The 16,954-nt window shown below is 46.9% G+C and carries 16 protein-coding genes; 13 read left to right on the top strand and 3 right to left on the bottom strand.

From position 1 onward, the window contains the following. The first annotated feature begins 32 nt into the window (after positions 1-32). From rsmB to AB4329_RS01080, 4 genes are all read left to right on the top strand, one after another. Entirely contained in the window at positions 33-1,313 is a 1,281-nt protein-coding gene (gene rsmB, locus AB4329_RS01095) for a 16S rRNA (cytosine(967)-C(5))-methyltransferase RsmB (protein WP_017058774.1), read from the top strand. A gap of 109 nt (positions 1,314-1,422) precedes the next feature. Then, the gene (gene trkA / locus AB4329_RS01090; protein WP_004735766.1) at positions 1,423-2,799 is read left to right on the top strand and encodes a Trk system potassium transporter TrkA; all 1,377 of its coding nucleotides are present in this window, start codon (positions 1,423-1,425) and stop codon (positions 2,797-2,799) included. Positions 2,800-2,894: 95 nt separating this feature from the next. Further along, complete coding sequence (locus AB4329_RS01085; protein ID WP_029235642.1) at positions 2,895-4,340, top strand: TrkH family potassium uptake protein; 1,446 nt, start codon at positions 2,895-2,897, stop codon at positions 4,338-4,340. Between the two features lie 26 nt (positions 4,341-4,366). Then, positions 4,367-4,957, top strand: a complete 591-nt coding sequence (locus AB4329_RS01080; RefSeq protein ID WP_065584150.1) for a DUF3157 family protein — start codon at positions 4,367-4,369, stop codon at positions 4,955-4,957. On the opposite strand, the gene AB4329_RS01075 is transcribed toward AB4329_RS01080, so the two are convergent. Together AB4329_RS01075 and AB4329_RS01070 are read right to left on the bottom strand one after the other, a co-directional pair. Continuing rightward, on the bottom strand, positions 4,954-5,607 hold the full coding sequence (locus AB4329_RS01075; protein ID WP_017063010.1) for a hemolysin III family protein: 654 nt from the start codon (positions 5,605-5,607) through the stop codon (positions 4,954-4,956). The genes AB4329_RS01080 and AB4329_RS01075 overlap by 4 nt on opposite strands. Positions 5,608-5,763: 156 nt before the next feature. Next, positions 5,764-6,555, bottom strand: coding sequence for a sporulation protein (locus AB4329_RS01070; RefSeq protein ID WP_017058778.1), 792 nt, complete (start codon positions 6,553-6,555; stop codon positions 5,764-5,766). 283 nt (positions 6,556-6,838) lie between these two features. Here AB4329_RS01070 and AB4329_RS01065 point away from each other — a divergent pair, with 283 nt between their 5' ends. The 6 genes from AB4329_RS01065 to AB4329_RS01040 all read left to right on the top strand — a co-directional run bounded on the left by AB4329_RS01065 (position 6,839) and on the right by AB4329_RS01040 (position 11,958). Further along, positions 6,839-7,006 carry a hypothetical protein gene (locus tag AB4329_RS01065; protein ID WP_372112120.1) on the top strand — a complete coding sequence of 56 codons (168 nt, stop codon included), beginning with the start codon at positions 6,839-6,841 and terminating at the stop codon, positions 7,004-7,006. A gap of 131 nt (positions 7,007-7,137) precedes the next feature. Beyond that, positions 7,138-7,401, top strand: coding sequence for a YihD family protein (locus AB4329_RS01060; RefSeq protein ID WP_009848104.1), 264 nt, complete (start codon positions 7,138-7,140; stop codon positions 7,399-7,401). A 326-nt stretch (positions 7,402-7,727) separates the two neighbouring features. After that, the gene (ccoG, locus tag AB4329_RS01055) at positions 7,728-9,146 is read left to right on the top strand and encodes a cytochrome c oxidase accessory protein CcoG (RefSeq protein WP_017058780.1); all 1,419 of its coding nucleotides are present in this window, start codon (positions 7,728-7,730) and stop codon (positions 9,144-9,146) included. Positions 9,147-9,219: 73 nt separating this feature from the next. After that, positions 9,220-10,206, top strand: a complete 987-nt coding sequence (locus tag AB4329_RS01050; RefSeq protein ID WP_017058781.1) for a serine/threonine protein kinase — start codon at positions 9,220-9,222, stop codon at positions 10,204-10,206. A gap of 55 nt (positions 10,207-10,261) precedes the next feature. After that, positions 10,262-10,861, top strand: a complete 600-nt coding sequence (locus tag AB4329_RS01045) for a thiol:disulfide interchange protein DsbA/DsbL (protein ID WP_017063015.1) — start codon at positions 10,262-10,264, stop codon at positions 10,859-10,861. A gap of 140 nt (positions 10,862-11,001) precedes the next feature. Beyond that, positions 11,002-11,958: a DUF2860 domain-containing protein gene (locus AB4329_RS01040; RefSeq protein ID WP_372137578.1), complete on the top strand. Its 957-nt coding sequence runs from the start codon at positions 11,002-11,004 to the stop codon at positions 11,956-11,958. 62 nt (positions 11,959-12,020) lie between these two features. On the opposite strand, the gene AB4329_RS01035 is transcribed toward AB4329_RS01040, so the two are convergent. Then, positions 12,021-13,544: a YifB family Mg chelatase-like AAA ATPase gene (locus AB4329_RS01035; protein ID WP_017058783.1), complete on the bottom strand. Its 1,524-nt coding sequence runs from the start codon at positions 13,542-13,544 to the stop codon at positions 12,021-12,023. Positions 13,545-14,016: 472 nt separating this feature from the next. On the opposite strand from AB4329_RS01035, the gene ilvG reads away from it, so the two are divergent. From ilvG to AB4329_RS01020, 3 genes are read left to right on the top strand one after another with little or no spacing between them, the layout of a single operon-like run. Next, a complete protein-coding gene (gene ilvG, locus AB4329_RS01030) occupies positions 14,017-15,663 on the top strand; it encodes an acetolactate synthase 2 catalytic subunit (RefSeq protein ID WP_372137577.1) in 1,647 nt (548 codons plus the stop codon). 1 nt (position 15,664) lies between these two features. After that, entirely contained in the window at positions 15,665-15,949 is a 285-nt protein-coding gene (gene ilvM, locus AB4329_RS01025) for an acetolactate synthase 2 small subunit (protein ID WP_017055442.1), read from the top strand. 12 nt (positions 15,950-15,961) lie between these two features. After that, positions 15,962-16,930 carry a branched-chain amino acid transaminase gene (locus AB4329_RS01020; RefSeq protein WP_017063017.1) on the top strand — a complete coding sequence of 323 codons (969 nt, stop codon included), beginning with the start codon at positions 15,962-15,964 and terminating at the stop codon, positions 16,928-16,930. Positions 16,931-16,954: the final 24 nt, after the last annotated feature.

The following is a 16,954-nucleotide window of genomic DNA, read 5'->3' as shown; positions in this document are numbered from 1 at the left end:
TCATGTATTCAAATAAATATTCGGTACCCCTCATGAATGTTCGCGCTGCTGCTGCAAATGTCCTATTCCAAGTTGTCGATAAAGGCCACTCTCTGTCACACGCTCTCCCTGCGGCTCAAAAAACGATCCGTCCACGAGACCATGCTCTACTGCAAGAGATTTGCTACGGCGCACTTCGTTACCTGCCTCGTTTAGAGTCAATCGCTAACGAACTGATGGAAAACCCGCTTAAAGGTAAAAAGCGTGTATTCCACCACCTAATCTTGGTGGGCATTTACCAACTAAGCTTCATGCGTATCCCTTCGCATGCCGCGGTTGCTGAAACGGTTGAGGGCACTAAAACACTGCGTGGTCCAAGCCTGAGTGGTTTGATCAACGCTGTGCTACGTAGCTACCTACGTGACCAAGAAGAACTGGACGAGAAAGCCGTTAGTCACAATGCAGGCAAATACGGCCACCCAAGCTGGATTCTAAAAATGCTTCAAGAGAGCTACCCAGATCAATGGGAGCAACTGGTTGAAGCAAACAACAGTAAGGCACCAATGTGGCTGCGCGTTAACCGCCAACACCACACTCGTGACGAGTATGTTGAACTACTTAAAAACGAAAACATTGAATACACATTGCACCCAGAAGCAGCCGATGCCATAAAATTAGCTGCACCTTGTGATGTTACTTTGCTTCCTGGCTTCGACAGAGGTTGGGTATCAGTGCAAGACGCTGCCGCTCAGCTTTCGGTTGACTACCTAACACCAAAAGATGGTGAGCTGATCTTAGATTGTTGTGCTGCGCCAGGTGGTAAAACGGCACACATTCTTGAGCACACTCAAGACACTGAAGTGGTTGCGATTGACTGCGACATTAAACGTCTAGACCGCGTTTACGATAACCTTGAGCGTCTACAACTGCGTGCCGACGTAATTTGTGGTGATGCTCGCTACCCAGAAGAGTGGTGGATGGGTGATAAGTTCGACCGTATCCTACTTGATGCACCTTGTTCAGCGACTGGCGTCATTCGCCGTCACCCTGACATCAAGTGGCTACGTCGTGCGTCTGATATTGATGCGCTGGCTGAACTGCAAAGCGAAATTATGGATGCAATGTGGCGTCAGCTGAAAGAAGGCGGCACCATGGTTTATGCGACATGTTCTATCACGCCGCAAGAAAACGTGCTGCAAGTGAAGGCATTCCTAGCACGTACTGAGAACGCAACGCTGGTTGGGTCTGATATCGAAAATCCGGGTCGTCAAATACTACCTGGAGAAGAAGATATGGATGGCTTCTACTACGCAGTTCTAGTAAAACAGGCATAACAACTAACAGCGGCTAAGAATTTATTTCTTAGCCGCTGTTTCTTTCTAGTGCATTATCAAAATAAAGTTAGATAACTAGAATTACCACGGTAAAGAAAAGAGAAAGGCTATGAAGATCATTATCCTAGGTGCTGGACAAGTTGGCGGTACCCTTGCTGAAAACCTGGTTGGTGAAAACAACGACATCACCATTGTCGACCGTAATGCTGACCGACTTCGTGAACTTCAGGATAAGTACGACCTTAGGGTTGTAAACGGTTATGCCAGCCACCCAAACACACTACGTGAAGCGGGTGCGCAAGATGCCGACATGTTGGTTGCTGTAACTAACATGGATGAAACCAACATGGCTGCGTGTCAGGTTGCTTTCTCTCTTTTCAATACGCCGAACCGAATTGCTCGTATTCGTTCTCCTCAATACCTAGAAGAGAAAGAAGCGCTATTCAAATCAGGTGCCATCCCAGTCGATCACCTGATCGCACCCGAAGAGCTAGTGACCAGCTACATCGAGCGCCTGATTCAATACCCAGGCGCACTGCAGGTTGTGAGCTTTGCTGAACAGAAGGTTAGCCTAGTAGCAGTAAAAGCCTACTACGGTGGTCCACTGGTTGGTAACGCATTGTCTGCTTTGCGTGAGCACATGCCGCACATTGATACCCGTGTTGCCGCTATTTTCCGTCAAGGTCGCCCTATTCGTCCACAAGGCACCACCATCATTGAAGCCGATGATGAAGTGTTCTTCGTCGCAGCGAGTAACCACATCCGCTCAGTAATGAGTGAGCTACAGCGCCTAGAGAAACCGTACCGCCGCATCATGATTGTCGGTGGTGGTAACATTGGTGCAAGCTTGGCAAAACGCCTTGAGCAGAGCTACAGTATCAAGCTTATCGAGCGCAGCTACACTCGCGCCGAGAAGCTGTCTGAAGAATTAGAAAACACCATCGTATTCTGTGGTGATGCCGCCGATCAAGAGCTGCTGACCGAGGAGAACATCGATCAAGTGGACGTGTTCATCGCCCTAACCAATGAAGATGAAACCAACATCATGTCAGCCATGCTGGCGAAGCGAATGGGTGCCAAGAAGGTAATGGTACTGATTCAGCGTGGTGCTTACGTAGACCTTGTTCAGGGTGGTGTGATTGATATTGCTATCTCGCCACAGCAAGCGACCATTTCTGCGCTGCTTACTCACGTTCGTCGTGCTGATATCGTAAACGTATCCTCTCTACGTCGCGGCGCTGCAGAGGCGATCGAAGCGATTGCTCACGGTGACGAAACCACCTCTAAAGTGGTTGGCCGAGCGATTGGCGACATCAAGTTACCACCGGGCACCACTATTGGTGCGATTGTTCGCGGAGAAGAAGTACTTATCGCGCACGATAGAACCGTAATCGAACAGGATGACCACGTAGTGATGTTCCTAGTGGACAAGAAATACGTACCGGATGTTGAGTCTCTATTCCAACCGAGCCCGTTCTTCTTATAGCCTTGTTCTCGTGAGCTTCTTCTCGCAACTTTCTTTTGTGAGAACGGCGCTCCGGCACAAAGCTGTAATCAATTAAAGCTATGGTCTATTAAGCTATGGTCAACTTTCGTCCGATATTATTAGTGATAGGGTTAGTGTTATCAAAACTCGCCCTTTTCATGTACATCCCTACATTGGTTGCCTTTTTCACAGGCACCGGTGGCTTCCTCGAGTTTGGTCAGTCGGTAGTGATCACGCACATTGTGGCGTTCATCTGCTTGAGCTTAGGCCGTTCAGCTAAGTTCCGACTTGGGGTACGGGACATGTTCCTGATCACCTCTCTGGTATGGACGATAGCCAGTGCCTTTGCTGCACTGCCGTTTGTCTTCATCAACCACATCAGCTTCATTGACGCCTATTTTGAAACCATGTCTGGTATCACCACGACAGGCTCAACCGTATTAAGCGGCTTAGACAGCATGGCTCCAAGTATTCTGTTGTGGCGTTCTATACTGCAATGGTTAGGTGGCATCGGCTTCATCGTTATGGCGGTAGCGGTTCTGCCAATGCTCAACGTCGGTGGTATGCGCCTGTTCCAAACCGAATCATCCGATTGGTCAGATAAAAGCAGCCCACGAGCGAAAACGGTCGCCAAGAACATCGTGGCGGTTTATCTGGTTCTGACTGGGTTGTGCATCATTAGCTACCTGTTTGCAGGCATGGGTATCTTTGACGCAATCAATCATGCCTTCACAACACTGTCTACGGGTGGTTACTCAACATCAGATGGCTCAATGAACCACTTCTCTAACAGTGCTCACTGGGTAGGAACCCTGTTCATGTTCCTTGGTGGTCTGCCGTTCCTACTGTTTGTTAGCGCACTGCGTGGTAGAAAACTCTCAATCCTCTACAAAGACGCGCAAGTGAGAGGTTTCACCTATCTATTCTTGGTTACCAGTGCCGTGATATCGACATGGTTGGTGGTTAGAGATGGCTACACAGTCATGGATGCGATGCGTGTTTCGATGTTCAACATTGTGTCAGTCGTAACCACAACCGGTTTTGGCTTAGAAGATTTCACCGCGTGGGGCGCTTTGCCTACCACGCTGTTTGCCTTTTTAATGATGGCGGGTGCGTGCTCAGGTTCAACCTCTGGTGGTATCAAGATCTTCCGCTTCCAGATCGCGATGACCATGCTTCATAAGCAGATGATGAAACTGATTCACCCGTCGGGCGTGTTTGTTCAACGCTACAATCAGCGACCGGTGAATGACGATATTGTGCGTTCACTAGTCGCATTTGGTTTGATGTTCTTTATTACGATTATCTTAATTGCAGGTGGCTTGAGCGCGATGGGTTTAGACCCAATCACCAGTATCTCGGGCGCTATTACTGCGGTAGCTAACGTTGGCCCGGGTATGGGTAGCGTGATCGGCCCAACGGGTAACTTTGCTCCCCTACCAGACGCTGCTAAGTGGTTATTAAGCCTTGGTATGTTGATGGGAAGGCTTGAGATACTGACGCTGATCGTTCTATTCTTCCCAGCCTTTTGGCGACGTTAACCAAGCACAAAATCAAGGAAACACAGATGAAATCATACGTACTTCTCGCTAGCGCATTGCTCGCAAACTCAGTATTCGTAAGTTCTGCCTTTGCTGATCAAATGGTCACACTGCCTGATGGAAAACAAGTGTTACTCAAAGATGATTTTACTTGGCAATACGTGGCACCGAAGCAAACGGAAACAGCAGCGACAACATCAGAGATCGAAGCGCCTATTGCAGCAGCCCCTGTCGTAGCCGTACCTGTCGCAACGAACACGCGTGGCACTACGATTGTGGTTAATAGTAAAAAGCCAAGCTTACAGCTGTCTCAGTCAGGAGTGGATGTTGTACTGGGTGCAAGTCGCTATGAAGATGGTGAGCTTATCATTCCGACAGCCATCACTAACCAAGGCACTCAAGCGGTCATTTTGGTATCACTTAACATCAGCGTATTTACTGCAGAAGGTGAGTTGTTGGCAGAAGAAGAAGTTGCTGTGTGGAAATCAATCAAACGAATGGCCGACACATACCTACGACCAAAGACGGGTGAAGAAGGCAAGCTCATCAAGCTCGACCTAGAACAACACCCTGAATATCAGATTAAAGCTGAGATTACTGAGGTACTGGCTCGCTAAACCGGAGTCACGTACAAATAAATAGCGAAGAAATGGCAAGCGCAGCCCGCCAACACAAACAAATGCCAGATGGCATGATTGTAAGGGATGCGTTTTGCCACATAGAAAATCACACCCAACGAGTAAATCACGCCACCGAGTGCTAGTAGCACCAAACCACCCATCTCGATATTCATCGCCAGTTGATAAACCACAATCAGCGATAACCAACCCATCGCCAAGTAAGTCACCAATGACAAACGCTTAAATCGGTAGACGAAGGCAATCTTCATAATGATTCCGACTAGCGCGATACCCCAAATCACTGCCATCAAACCCATCGCCAATGGTGTTCTTAAACTCACCAATAAAAATGGCGTGTAACTGCCAGCGATCAATAAGTAGATCGCACAGTGATCGAGAGTTTTCAGTAATCGCTTGGTCTTTTCTGTGGTGATCGAGTGATAAAGCGTGGAAGCGAGAAAGAGTAGGATAATACTGCTGCCATATACCGCCATACTCGCAATAGTCAGTATGTCGGCTTGATGGTCAAACGCACGAATCAGCAGCAGGATTAAACCAACCACGCCAAGCACAACACCCAAGCCATGGGTTATCGCATTGGCGCGTTCTTCGATGTCACTGTATTCGCTCGCCGATGATGCAGACATGATTATCCTACTAGAGTAAATGTTCGATTTGCCTAGTATTGCACATTAAGCTTACACGTGTAAGCTTAAATTTTTATGACATCTTTTATGACATTAATAACGCCTAAACGGTGTGATGAAGCTAAGGTCTCTAAAGCTACAGAACCAAAGAGCTAACTAAGATGCGTTGTCTAGATACTCAAGTACCATCTTGCCCGCATCTTGTGGTGACGTATCCAATGGCACACTCAATTGACGCTGCAGTTGGCCAATGCCTAACAAGCTCGCCAACATGCCTTTTGCACCATCGCGATTACGGTCTATCTCAAACCACAACTTAAGCTCAGTTTCATCACGATGAGCTACAACCTCAAGCTCACGCCAACGGCCATGATAAGGACCCGTCGTCGGAACAAACTCGAACTCTTGTACAAATGGCAGTTCAAAGCCTTCTACCGCTTCACACTCCACTTGGCGAATACGCAGCCCTTGAGCTTCAAGCTCGTTAAAAATACCATCGAGGAGTGCGTCAGGGCGCACCGTTAAGATGTCTTTATCCGATGGATCAATCGCCATCGCAATATCTAATCCCGTTTCAAGCCATACTTTTGAATCACCAATCGTGACAGGTGTGTTCAGCGGGACATCAAACTCACATTCAAAATCACGGGTTTCACCCGGCTGAATAACAAAGGCATACGGCAGGCTCCATTTGGCCAACGAGTATGTCTGGTGCATTCGACGTGTTTGACCGCCCTCTTGCCTTTGCGAATTCATAGTAATTTCTTTGACGTAACGACAGCACAAGTTGAGATCGATATTGTCGATCTCTTGTGGCTGAGCGCCACCATAGACATGCACAATAATGCTCGCCTTCTTGCCTGGATAAAGCACTTCCTGTTGCAATACAGAATCCACCTTGGCAGATCCAATTCCAAAACTTGCTAACGTTTTCTTTAAGAACGACATATGCACCTCCTTTAAAGCATCATCTTAAGCCTGAAAGAGGTTCAAACTCAAATATACTGCTCACACTATTTTAGCTCTAATATCGTCTATTTATCACTCAGGCGTCGATCGATAACTTAGATAGTGATAATCTAAGCCTTGATATGCATGCATATCATTATCCTGATTTATTCTTCGGATTGGCGAAAGCCAGACGAGTGACGCTTCAAGCAATTGAGGTGGAGCTCATGGTAAATCAGGCCATTAGATTGGCAATGGATATGCCTGACCGTTAGGTAAATTAATGCGCCCAACAGCTGTCAGGTTCTCGCACACCAACCGTAGTGCGATGCGTCGTCGTAGTGGCTTTGTTGCTGCTCCAACGGCTAAGAAATTGGCTCTTACAATGACTCTAGTTGAGAAGACTGCTTTATTAGCACCGACTACAACGAAAGTGATTAAAGCCGCTTAACAAAAAGCGCAGTTTTTACTGCGCTTTTTTCTTGCCCGCTCCCATCTTGAAATGTGTTTACACATTGGTATTCCCTACCCGATTTGATACCTTAGCCACAAATCATTATAAAATTTGTGGAGAAATAAAGTATGAAGTGTCACCGCATTGAAGAACTGCTTGAACTGATGGAGCCTGAGTGGCAGAAAGATCAAGAGCTTAACCTATTAGAGTTCATCATTAAGCTATCAAAAGAAGCGGGCTACCAAGGCAAGCTTGAAGAACTGACTGACGATGTTCTTATCTATCACCTAAAAATGCGCAACAGCGAAAAAGATGAGATGATCCCGGGCCTGAAAAAAGACCAAGAAGATGATTTCAAAACCGCAATTCTAAAAGCACGTGGCCTTCTTTAGTCGCCCGTTAGTTTAGAGCTCAATTGCCGTATAGATAAAACACTCAATTTTAAAAAGCGACCACCAGGTCGCTTTTTTGTTTCTGTTCGCTATTTTTTCGTCACAACTGTTATGACTTTTGTTGTTAAAGGTTGATAGCGTTAAAGAAATGAGAACAAGATTGTCGTTATAATCGCCATCCATAAGAATCTTCTAAAATAATAAGAGTGAGTGCGATAACAACAAATGCACCAAGCTCAATTTCAACAGGTTCTCTAAACCATACTTTCAAGTAATGTCGTCATGCCCGACTTAACCGGGCAAACAAGCCACAAAAAGGATAGTCCATGAGTCAGGATAAAATCGATATCAAAGATGTGACTCCTAAAACCTTTAACCCGAAAACACATAAAGGTAATGGAGATCGATTTAACCCAAGTAACCGAATCTATGTTCGAGAAAGCAAAGGTAAATTCCAACAACTGCGTCGCTATGGCGGTTGGTTCTTACTTTTACTTTTTGCGCTTATCCCATGGATTCCCTTTGGTGAACGTCAAGCGATCTTGCTCGATATCGGCAGCCAACAGTTCAACTTCTTTGGCACCACCTTATACCCGCAAGATCTGACCCTACTCGCGATCCTATTTATGATTGCCGCGTTTGGCCTGTTTTTCATAACCACCTTCTTAGGCCGCGTCTGGTGTGGCTATTTATGCCCGCAAACCGTCTGGACCTTCATGTATATCTGGTTCGAAGAGAAGCTAGAAGGCGCTGCCAATAAGCGAAGAAAACAAGACTCGGGCAAACTGACGAGCAATTTAATCCTCAGAAAAACCCTCAAACACATTGCGTGGTGGGCGATTGCCATTGCGACGGGCTTAACCTTTGTTGGTTACTTCATCCCAATCAAAGAGTTAGTGGTTGGCTTCTTTACCTTTAACTCGTCTTTCTGGCCGGTGTTTTGGGTACTGTTCTTTGCTGGATGTACTTATGCCAATGCGGGTTGGATGCGTTCAATTGTTTGTCTGCACATGTGTCCTTACGCGCGTTTCCAGTCGGCAATGTTCGATAAAGACACCTTCATCGTGGGTTACAACACAGAACGTGGTGAAAGCCGTGGCCCTCGCTCTCGTAAAGCCGATCCAAAAGAGCTTGGTCTAGGCGACTGTATTGACTGTAATCTGTGTGTACAAGTGTGCCCTACGGGTATCGATATCCGTGACGGCCTGCAATACGAGTGTATTAACTGCGGCGCGTGTATTGATGCCTGTGACAACACGATGGAGCGTATGGGCTATGAGAAAGGCCTGATCAATTACACCACCGAGCACAGACTTGAAGGTCACTCGACCAAGGTAATGCGTCCCAAGCTGTTGGGCTATGGCGCTATCTTGATCGTGATGCTGGGCTTGTTCTTCGCCCAAATCGCGAGCGTTGATCCTGCCGGCCTAAGTGTTCTGCGTGACCGAAACCAACTGTTTAGAGTCAATAACCAAGGGTTGGTTGAAAACACCTACACCTTGAAAGTGATCAACAAGACTCAACAAGAGCAAGAGTACAAACTCGGTGTTAGCGGACTGCCCGATTCTATCTGGTATGGTAAACAGACGATTACTGTCGATCCAGGCGAGGTTTTGAACCTACCTATCAGTTTAGGCGCCGACCCAGAAAAACTGAGCTCACCAGTTTCGACAATTCAGTTTATACTCTCGGATAATGAAGAGTTTACGATGGAAGTCGAAAGCCGCTTTATCAAGAAGCTCTGATACCCGCACCTTAGTGCTTGGTATAACAACCCAATAAATGGAAAAAGGCTCAGTAATGAGCCTTTTTTATTCTATGACGATGCAAGCCTTTAACTTTGATAACCTGACTCCTGACTTCATGTGGTACGCACTGGAGAGCATCGGAGTTCGCGCTGAATCCGGGCTTCTCGCTCTCAACAGTTACGAAAACCGTGTCTATCAGTTCACCGATGAAGACCGTAAGCGCTACGTCGTTAAGTTTTACCGTCCACAACGCTGGAACAAGGCACAGATCCAAGAAGAGCATGACTTCGCACTCGAGCTTATCGAACAAGAGATGCCGGTTGCGCCTCCAATGCGAATCAACGGTGCAACCTTACATGAATACCAAGGCTACCTATTTGCACTATTTGAAAGTGTTGGCGGCAGACAGTATGAAGTTGACAATCTAGATCAATTGGAAGGCGTAGGACGCTTTCTTGGTCGTATTCATAAAGCCAGCGCGGGAAGAACATTCCAGCATCGCCCGACCATCAGCTTAGATGAATACCTTTATCAGCCACGTAAGATTCTAGAGAACTCTCAGTTTATCCCGACGCACCTAGAAAATGCCTTCTTCAATGACGTTGACCTTCTGATCAAAGAGCTAGAGAGCCAGTGGCCGAGCAACATTGAGAATATCCGCCTGCACGGTGACTGCCACCCTGGCAATATTTTGTGGCGCGATGGGCCAATGTTCGTCGATCTTGATGACGCACGTAACGGCCCTGCGATACAAGATCTGTGGATGCTGCTCAATGGCGAGCGCCAAGATAAGCTGATGCAACTGGATATTTTGCTAGAGAGTTACCAAGAGTTTTGCGATTTTAATACCGCACAACTGAAACTAATCGAACCACTACGCGGTCTACGTATGGTGCATTACATGGCATGGTTGGCGAAACGATGGCACGATCCTGCGTTTCCTCTGGCCTTCCCGTGGTTTAATGATCCGAAATATTGGGAGCAACAAGTACTTGCTTGTAAAGAGCAAATTGCTACCCTGCAAGAGCCACCACTTTCGTTAATGCCTCAGTGGTAACAGCAATCGCAACATACAACTAGATAAAAATTCAAACATAATGGAGATTGGATAAATGAAAAAGCTATTCGCATTTTTCTCATTGATCATGTTGAGCCTTACCGCTCACGCTGCGAAATTTAACGAAGGTGAACACTACAAAGTTCTCGACCTAGAAGCATCAAAAAAACCAATGGTGACAGAGTTCTTCTCTTTTTACTGCCCACACTGTAATAGCTTTGAGCCAATCATCCAGCAGCTAAAACAACAGCTACCTAAAGACGCTAAGCTACAGAAGAACCATGTTTCATTCATGGGTGGCAACATGGGTCTGCCAATGAGCAAAGCTTACGCGACAATGATTGCACTGAAAGTTGAAGATAAAATGGTGCCAGTGATGTTTAACCGCATCCACACAATGAACAAGCCACCACGTGATGAAGAAGAACTGCGTCAAATCTTCCTAGACGAAGGCGTTGATGCGAAGAAATTCGATGCTGCGTATAACGGCTTTGCTGTAGATTCTATGGTTCGTCGCTTCGACAAAGCATTCAAAGACAGCGGCCTTTCAGGTGTACCCGCTGTTGTGGTTAACAACCGCTACCTAGTAGAAGCTCAAGGTATCAACTCTCTTGATGAGTACTTCGAGCTCGTGAACTTCTTATTAAAGAAGTAAGCCATTGATGAAAGGAAGCTTCGGCTTCCTTTTTTTTTGCTAGTTCAAAAATCATTATTGATAAATAATTAACCTGGAAGTTTAAAGCTTTACTGCTATTAATAACCCGTCCTAAGAACCGGTGGGCAAGGAGCCCTTGAATGAAAATAAAAATAACTCTCTTGGCATTGAGCGTTGCGGCTTCTCCCGCTTTTGCCAAGCTTGCAGACCAACAAGGTTTCAGTGGTGAAATCTCTCTCAATACCGGGGTTACCTCTTCCACCTCGAACTTTAATACCGATGCTGATAGCAATCTTTCATCCACAGATCAGAAGGCTTCTTCGGAAAGCTCTTTTCTGGTTGCTCCTTTAGGTAGTGTTGCTTATACCTTTGGTGAAAAGCTAAACCATCAGGTATACACAGGTACCGCGCGAGATGATGTAGCAACAGGTACTGTAGTTCTCGAAGTCGGTTACAAATACCAACTTGAGTCAGGCATGGTGATCGACGCTTCACTGCTGCCAACCATTATGTCTGGTGAAACTTGGGCTGATCCATACAACACCACATCAGCTCGCACCAAGACCGATGAAACTGGCAATGCGTTTCGTTTGAAGCTAAGCAACATTGCGGGCTCAGCTTTCTCGCTAGACATGGCCTATGCGACCAAAGATGTCGACAAGGATGATATTCAAGATCAAGAGCTCAAACGAGATGCCAATACTCTCTACTTGAAAGGTCAATATCGCCTGCCACTCAGTCGTACCATGATGCTTATTCCATCCGTCATCTATCAAACACGTGATGCTGATGGTAAAGCTGAATCTTACGACCAATTCGGTGGTGAGGTAAGCTTGTTTGGTGGCATGGGGCGTCACCAGTACGCACTAACAGCGGGTTACAACCAACGCTCTTACGATGCGAGCAACCCGATCTACGACAAGAAACGCAGCGACGACAATATCAACCTATTCGCCGCCTATGAGTATGATCAATTCATGGATTGGGAAAACTGGTCGTTTATTTCACTGGCAGGCTACGACACCAGCGACTCGAACATTACCTTCTACGACGAGTCTCAATATATCGTTTCAGTTGGCTTGAACTACAAGTTCTAACCTTAGCGAGTATGAACTGCAATCCAACGAAAGCCTGCATCTAAGCAGGCTTTTTCTGCTTGCTAGACAGCTTGAGCCGTGAGTTGTTTCAGCAAGCGATCCATCGCGCGATAGCCTAGCGCTTCTGATAGATGTTTCTTTTCGATCTGCTCGTTACCGTCAAGGTCGGCAATGGTTCGTGCCACCTTAATAATTCGATGATAAGCACGAATCGATAAACCCAAGCGATGTAGTGCTGTCTCAAGAAACTCTGCATCTTCGCGTCGCAATGGGCAATACTTCTCAATTTCTCGGCTACCTAACAGTGCATTCGATTTATGGTTGCGAGATAGCATTAACTCTCGCGCCTGCCTAACCCTTTGCTTAACTACTTGAGTGGTTTCACCGCGATCACCGCCTTCGGCCAACATTCCTTTTGGCAACAGAGGTATCTCCAATGACATATCGAACCTATCCAGCAAGGGCCCAGATAAGCGATTGAGGTAACGCAGGATGATCTGTGGGTTGGCGCGCGCCTGGTTACCTTCGTAATAACCTGTAGGGCTTGGGTTAAGTGCACCGACCAATTGAAAACGCGCAGGAAAACGAGTCTTGCCCGCAGCACGGGAGATAATGATCTCGCCCGACTCTAGTGGCTCTCGTAATGAATCAAGCACCTTGCGCTCAAACTCCGGCATCTCATCTAAGAACAATAAGCCGTTATGCGCTAAAGAGATCTCTCCGGGGCGAGGCACCGAACCACCACCCACTAATGCCGCCATTGAACTGGAATGGTGAGGAGAGCGAAAAGGTCGTTGCTTCCAGTTGTATTGATTGATTTCTTGTTGCGTTAACGAGGCCACCGACGCGGTTTCCATCGCTTCGTCATCACTCATTTCAGGTAATAGGTCACGCAGTCGAGAAGCGAGCATAGTTTTTCCGGTTCCGGGTGGGCCAAGAAACAATAAGTTATGATTCCCAGCAGCGGCTATCTCTAGAGCTCGCTTTCCTTGTTGTTGGCCGATAATATCTTGTAGGTCGCGAAGCACTGAAACATCAGCCTGATGATGTTCCGTTCTATATAGCCCAAGCTGAGCCTGTCCACACATGTCAGCACAAACCTCCAACAAGGTTTGTGCAGATTTATGCGCTCCCTTGCCCACCAGCGCAGCCTGATCACCGTTATGATGTGGGACAACTAAGCATCGCTCTACACTGTCGGCGGCTAACGTCGCAGGCAAAACGCCCTTTACCGATCGAAGTTCTCCTGACAATGCCAACTCACCGATAAATTCATGTTGAGCTATTTTTGATGTCGGAAGCTGATCTGACGCCACCAAAATCCCAAGCGCGATGGGCAGGTCAAAACGGCCACCTTCTTTGGGCAAATCGGCTGGGGCGAGATTAACCGTGATTCTTTTCGATGGAAACTCAAAGCGAGAATTGATGATCGCGCTTCTCACTCGATCTTTAGATTCCTTGACCGTTGTTTCAGGTAGACCCACCAGCGTGAAGCCAGGCATTCCGTTGCTTATATGCACCTCAACGGTCACTTCTGGCGCCTCTACACCCACACTAGCTCGGCTATGAATTATCGCGAGTCCCATAACTTTCCTTTGTCTTTGATTTAAAAGTATTCGCTCTGGATATTCGTTGCTCACCAAAGCGATAAGGTTGTTATATAGCTTGGTGGAATGGTATTTTAATGTGAAAAAAGAATGACATTTCCCTTGTCATGCGGCAGATTTGTGTGATAACACTAGAGATGTAGACATTTACTGAAGACAATAAACGAGAAAACTCGAATATTATGATTTTTAACGCTCGCATTTACGCACTGATTAACCTGATTATCGTAGTCATTATTAAGACTGCGCGGGGGCGAGTGGGAAGAAAGTAACCACGAATTAGAAAAAACCCCCGCACTGACAAGTCCGGGGGTTTTTTCTAATTTAAACATTCGATTTTTATATTTTTGAGCATTTTCGGCTTTGCCGATTTACAGGAAGAATGGGAGCACAAGATGTGCAGAGACAAAGGAAACAGTTACCAAAATAAAGGTAATACGGGAGAATTCCGATGAAAGGCGCAGAACTAGTCGTATCCGCACTCAAGCAACAAGGAATTGAGACCGTATTTGGTTACCCCGGTGGTGCCATCATGCCAATCTACGATGCACTCTATGACGGCGGGGTTGAACATATCCTATGTCGCCATGAGCAAGGCGCCGCTATGGCCGCGATCGGCATGGCTAGAGCAACACAAGATGTCGCTGTTTGTATGGCAACCTCGGGACCAGGTGCAACCAACCTAGTCACTGGCCTTGCTGATGCCTTTATGGATTCAATCCCATTGGTTGCTATCACAGGTCAGGTTGCAAGTTCCCACATTGGTACCGATGCATTCCAAGAAATGGATGTGATTGGTATGTCTCTGTCATGTACTAAACACAGCTACCTAGTAACTGATATTGAAGATCTAGCTCCAACCCTCGCTGAAGCGTTTGTGGTAGCAAAGTCTGGCCGCCCTGGCCCGGTTATCGTCGATATCGCTAAAGACGTTCAACTAGCAGAAGCACCTGTTAACGCTCTTCCTGAATTTACTCCACCCGCAATTCCTGTTGCGACAACTGATGCCATTGAACAGGCACAGTACTTTTTGTCTCAAGCGACCCGTCCTGTTTTATACGTAGGTGGTGGTGTTCAACTTGCTAAAGCAACCGATGCGGTTCGTGAGTTTTTACGCCTAAACCCAATGCCAGCAGTAAGCACACTGAAAGGCTTGGGCACTATCGAACGTGACGACCCACACTACCTTGGCATGCTGGGTATGCACGGCACTAAAGCCGCTAACCTTGTGGTTCAAGAGAGTGACCTGTTGATTGTTGTCGGTGCTCGTTTTGATGACCGAGTAACTGGCAAACTCGATACCTTTGCGCCGCATGCTAAGGTTATCCATATCGATATCGATGCCGCTGAGTTCAGCAAACTGCGTCTTGCCAATGCGCCAATTCGCGGTGACATCAACAAGATCATGCCTCAACTAGAGCTAAGCCAAGACATCTCCTCTTGGGTTCATCACTCTGAAGGTCTTCGTAGCTCATTCAAATGGCGTTACGACCACCCTGGTGATCTGATTTTTGCTCCACTGCTGTTGAAGCAACTGTCAGACATGATGCCAGCAAGCTCTATCGTATCGACTGATGTGGGCCAACACCAAATGTGGGCAGCTCAGCACATTCAGCCTCGCGATCCACAGAACTTCATTACCTCTGCCGGTTTAGGCACCATGGGCTTTGGCTTGCCAGCTGCAATGGGTGCTTCGGTTGGGCGTCCTGATGACCAATCTATTCTTATCTCTGGTGATGGCTCGTTCATGATGAACGTGCAAGAGCTTGGCACGCTGAAACGCCGCCAAATCCCAGTGAAGATGGTACTTCTTAACAACTCTCGCTTGGGTATGGTTCGCCAATGGCAATCGTTGTTCTTCGATGGCCGCCATAGTGAAACTATCCTAGATGACAACCCAGACTTCGTAATGCTAGCGAAAGCGTTCGATATCCCGGGTAAAACCATCTCGCGTAAAGAAGAAGTAGAGCCAGCACTAAAAGAGATGCTAGAGAGCAAAACCGCCTACCTACTTCATGTTCTTATCGATGAAGAAGAGAACGTATGGCCACTAGTACCGCCAGGTGCTTCAAACAGTGAGATGTTGGAGAACACATAACATGAAAAGATACCTATTAGACATCAAAGCCGATGATAAGCCTGTACTACTAGAGCGTGTTCTTCGTGTTATCCGCCACCGTGGCTTTATTGTTAAGCAAGTAGCGGGCACTCAAAACCACGAAAGCAAAGTGGCGAGTGTTGAGATCATTGTAGACAGTGACCGTCCGATCTCTTTCTTAGTCAATCAAATCGAAAAGCTGTGGGATGTGCGTACCGTTGACGTTATCTCTATCAGTCGTAATGAATTGCCAAACAACAACTTACAACAAAAGATAAACGCATAAGGAACCACAAACATGACAGCTAAAACGGCAGACTATATTTGGTTTAACGGTGAGATGGTTCCTTGGGCAGAGGCGAACGTTCACGTCCTGACTCACGCAATGCACTACGGTACTTCCGTATTTGAAGGTGTTCGTTGCTACAACACACCAAAGGGTCCGGTTATTTTCCGTCACCCTGAGCACGCTAAGCGCCTAAAAGACTCAGCAAAAATCTATCGCTTCCCTATTCCTTACACTGAGGAAGAAATTATGGAAGCGACTCGCGAAACGCTACGCCAAAATAAGCTAGAGTCAGCGTACATCCGCCCTCTAGGTTTCGTAGGTAACGTTGGTTTGGGTGTCTGCCCGCCAGAAAATACTGAGATGGAGCTGATCATCGCTGCTTTCCCTTGGGGTTCTTACCTAGGCGAAGAAGCGCTAGAAAACGGCGTTGATGCGATGATTTCTAGCTGGAACCGTGCCGCTCCAAACACGATCCCAACCGCAGCAAAAGCCGGTGGTAACTACCTATCTTCACTACTGGTTGGTGGTGAAGCTCGCCGTCATGGTTACGATGAAGGCATCGCTCTGAGTGTTGATGGTTACCTTTCTGAAGGTGCAGGTGAGAATATCTTTGTAGTACGCAATGGCGTGCTATCAACGCCACCAGCGACCAGCGCAATTCTGCCGGGTATCACTCGTGATTCGATCATGACACTAGCAAAAGACATGGGTTATGAGATCCGTGAAGAGAACATTGCTCGTGAAGCGCTATACCTTGCCGATGAAGTATTCATGACAGGCACAGCGGCGGAAATCGTTCCGGTTCGCAGCGTAGACAAAATTACAGTAGGTGAAGGCAAACGCGGTCCTATCACTGAAAAAGTTCAAGCGGCTTACTTTGGTCTATTCAATGGAACCACTGAAGATAAGTGGGGCTGGTTAGACTACGTTTACCCAGCAGACCAAACTTCAGAAAACCAAACGCAAACAACTAAGTAAGCAACAGCCAAATATTTTATAAGG

This window comes from Vibrio sp. 10N.261.54.A5, assembly GCF_041471145.1.
Taxonomy (GTDB): Bacteria; Pseudomonadota; Gammaproteobacteria; order Enterobacterales; family Vibrionaceae; genus Vibrio; species Vibrio crassostreae_C.
Note: the sequence above shows the minus strand (reverse complement) of the source record. Positions and strands in the feature narration are given on the sequence as shown.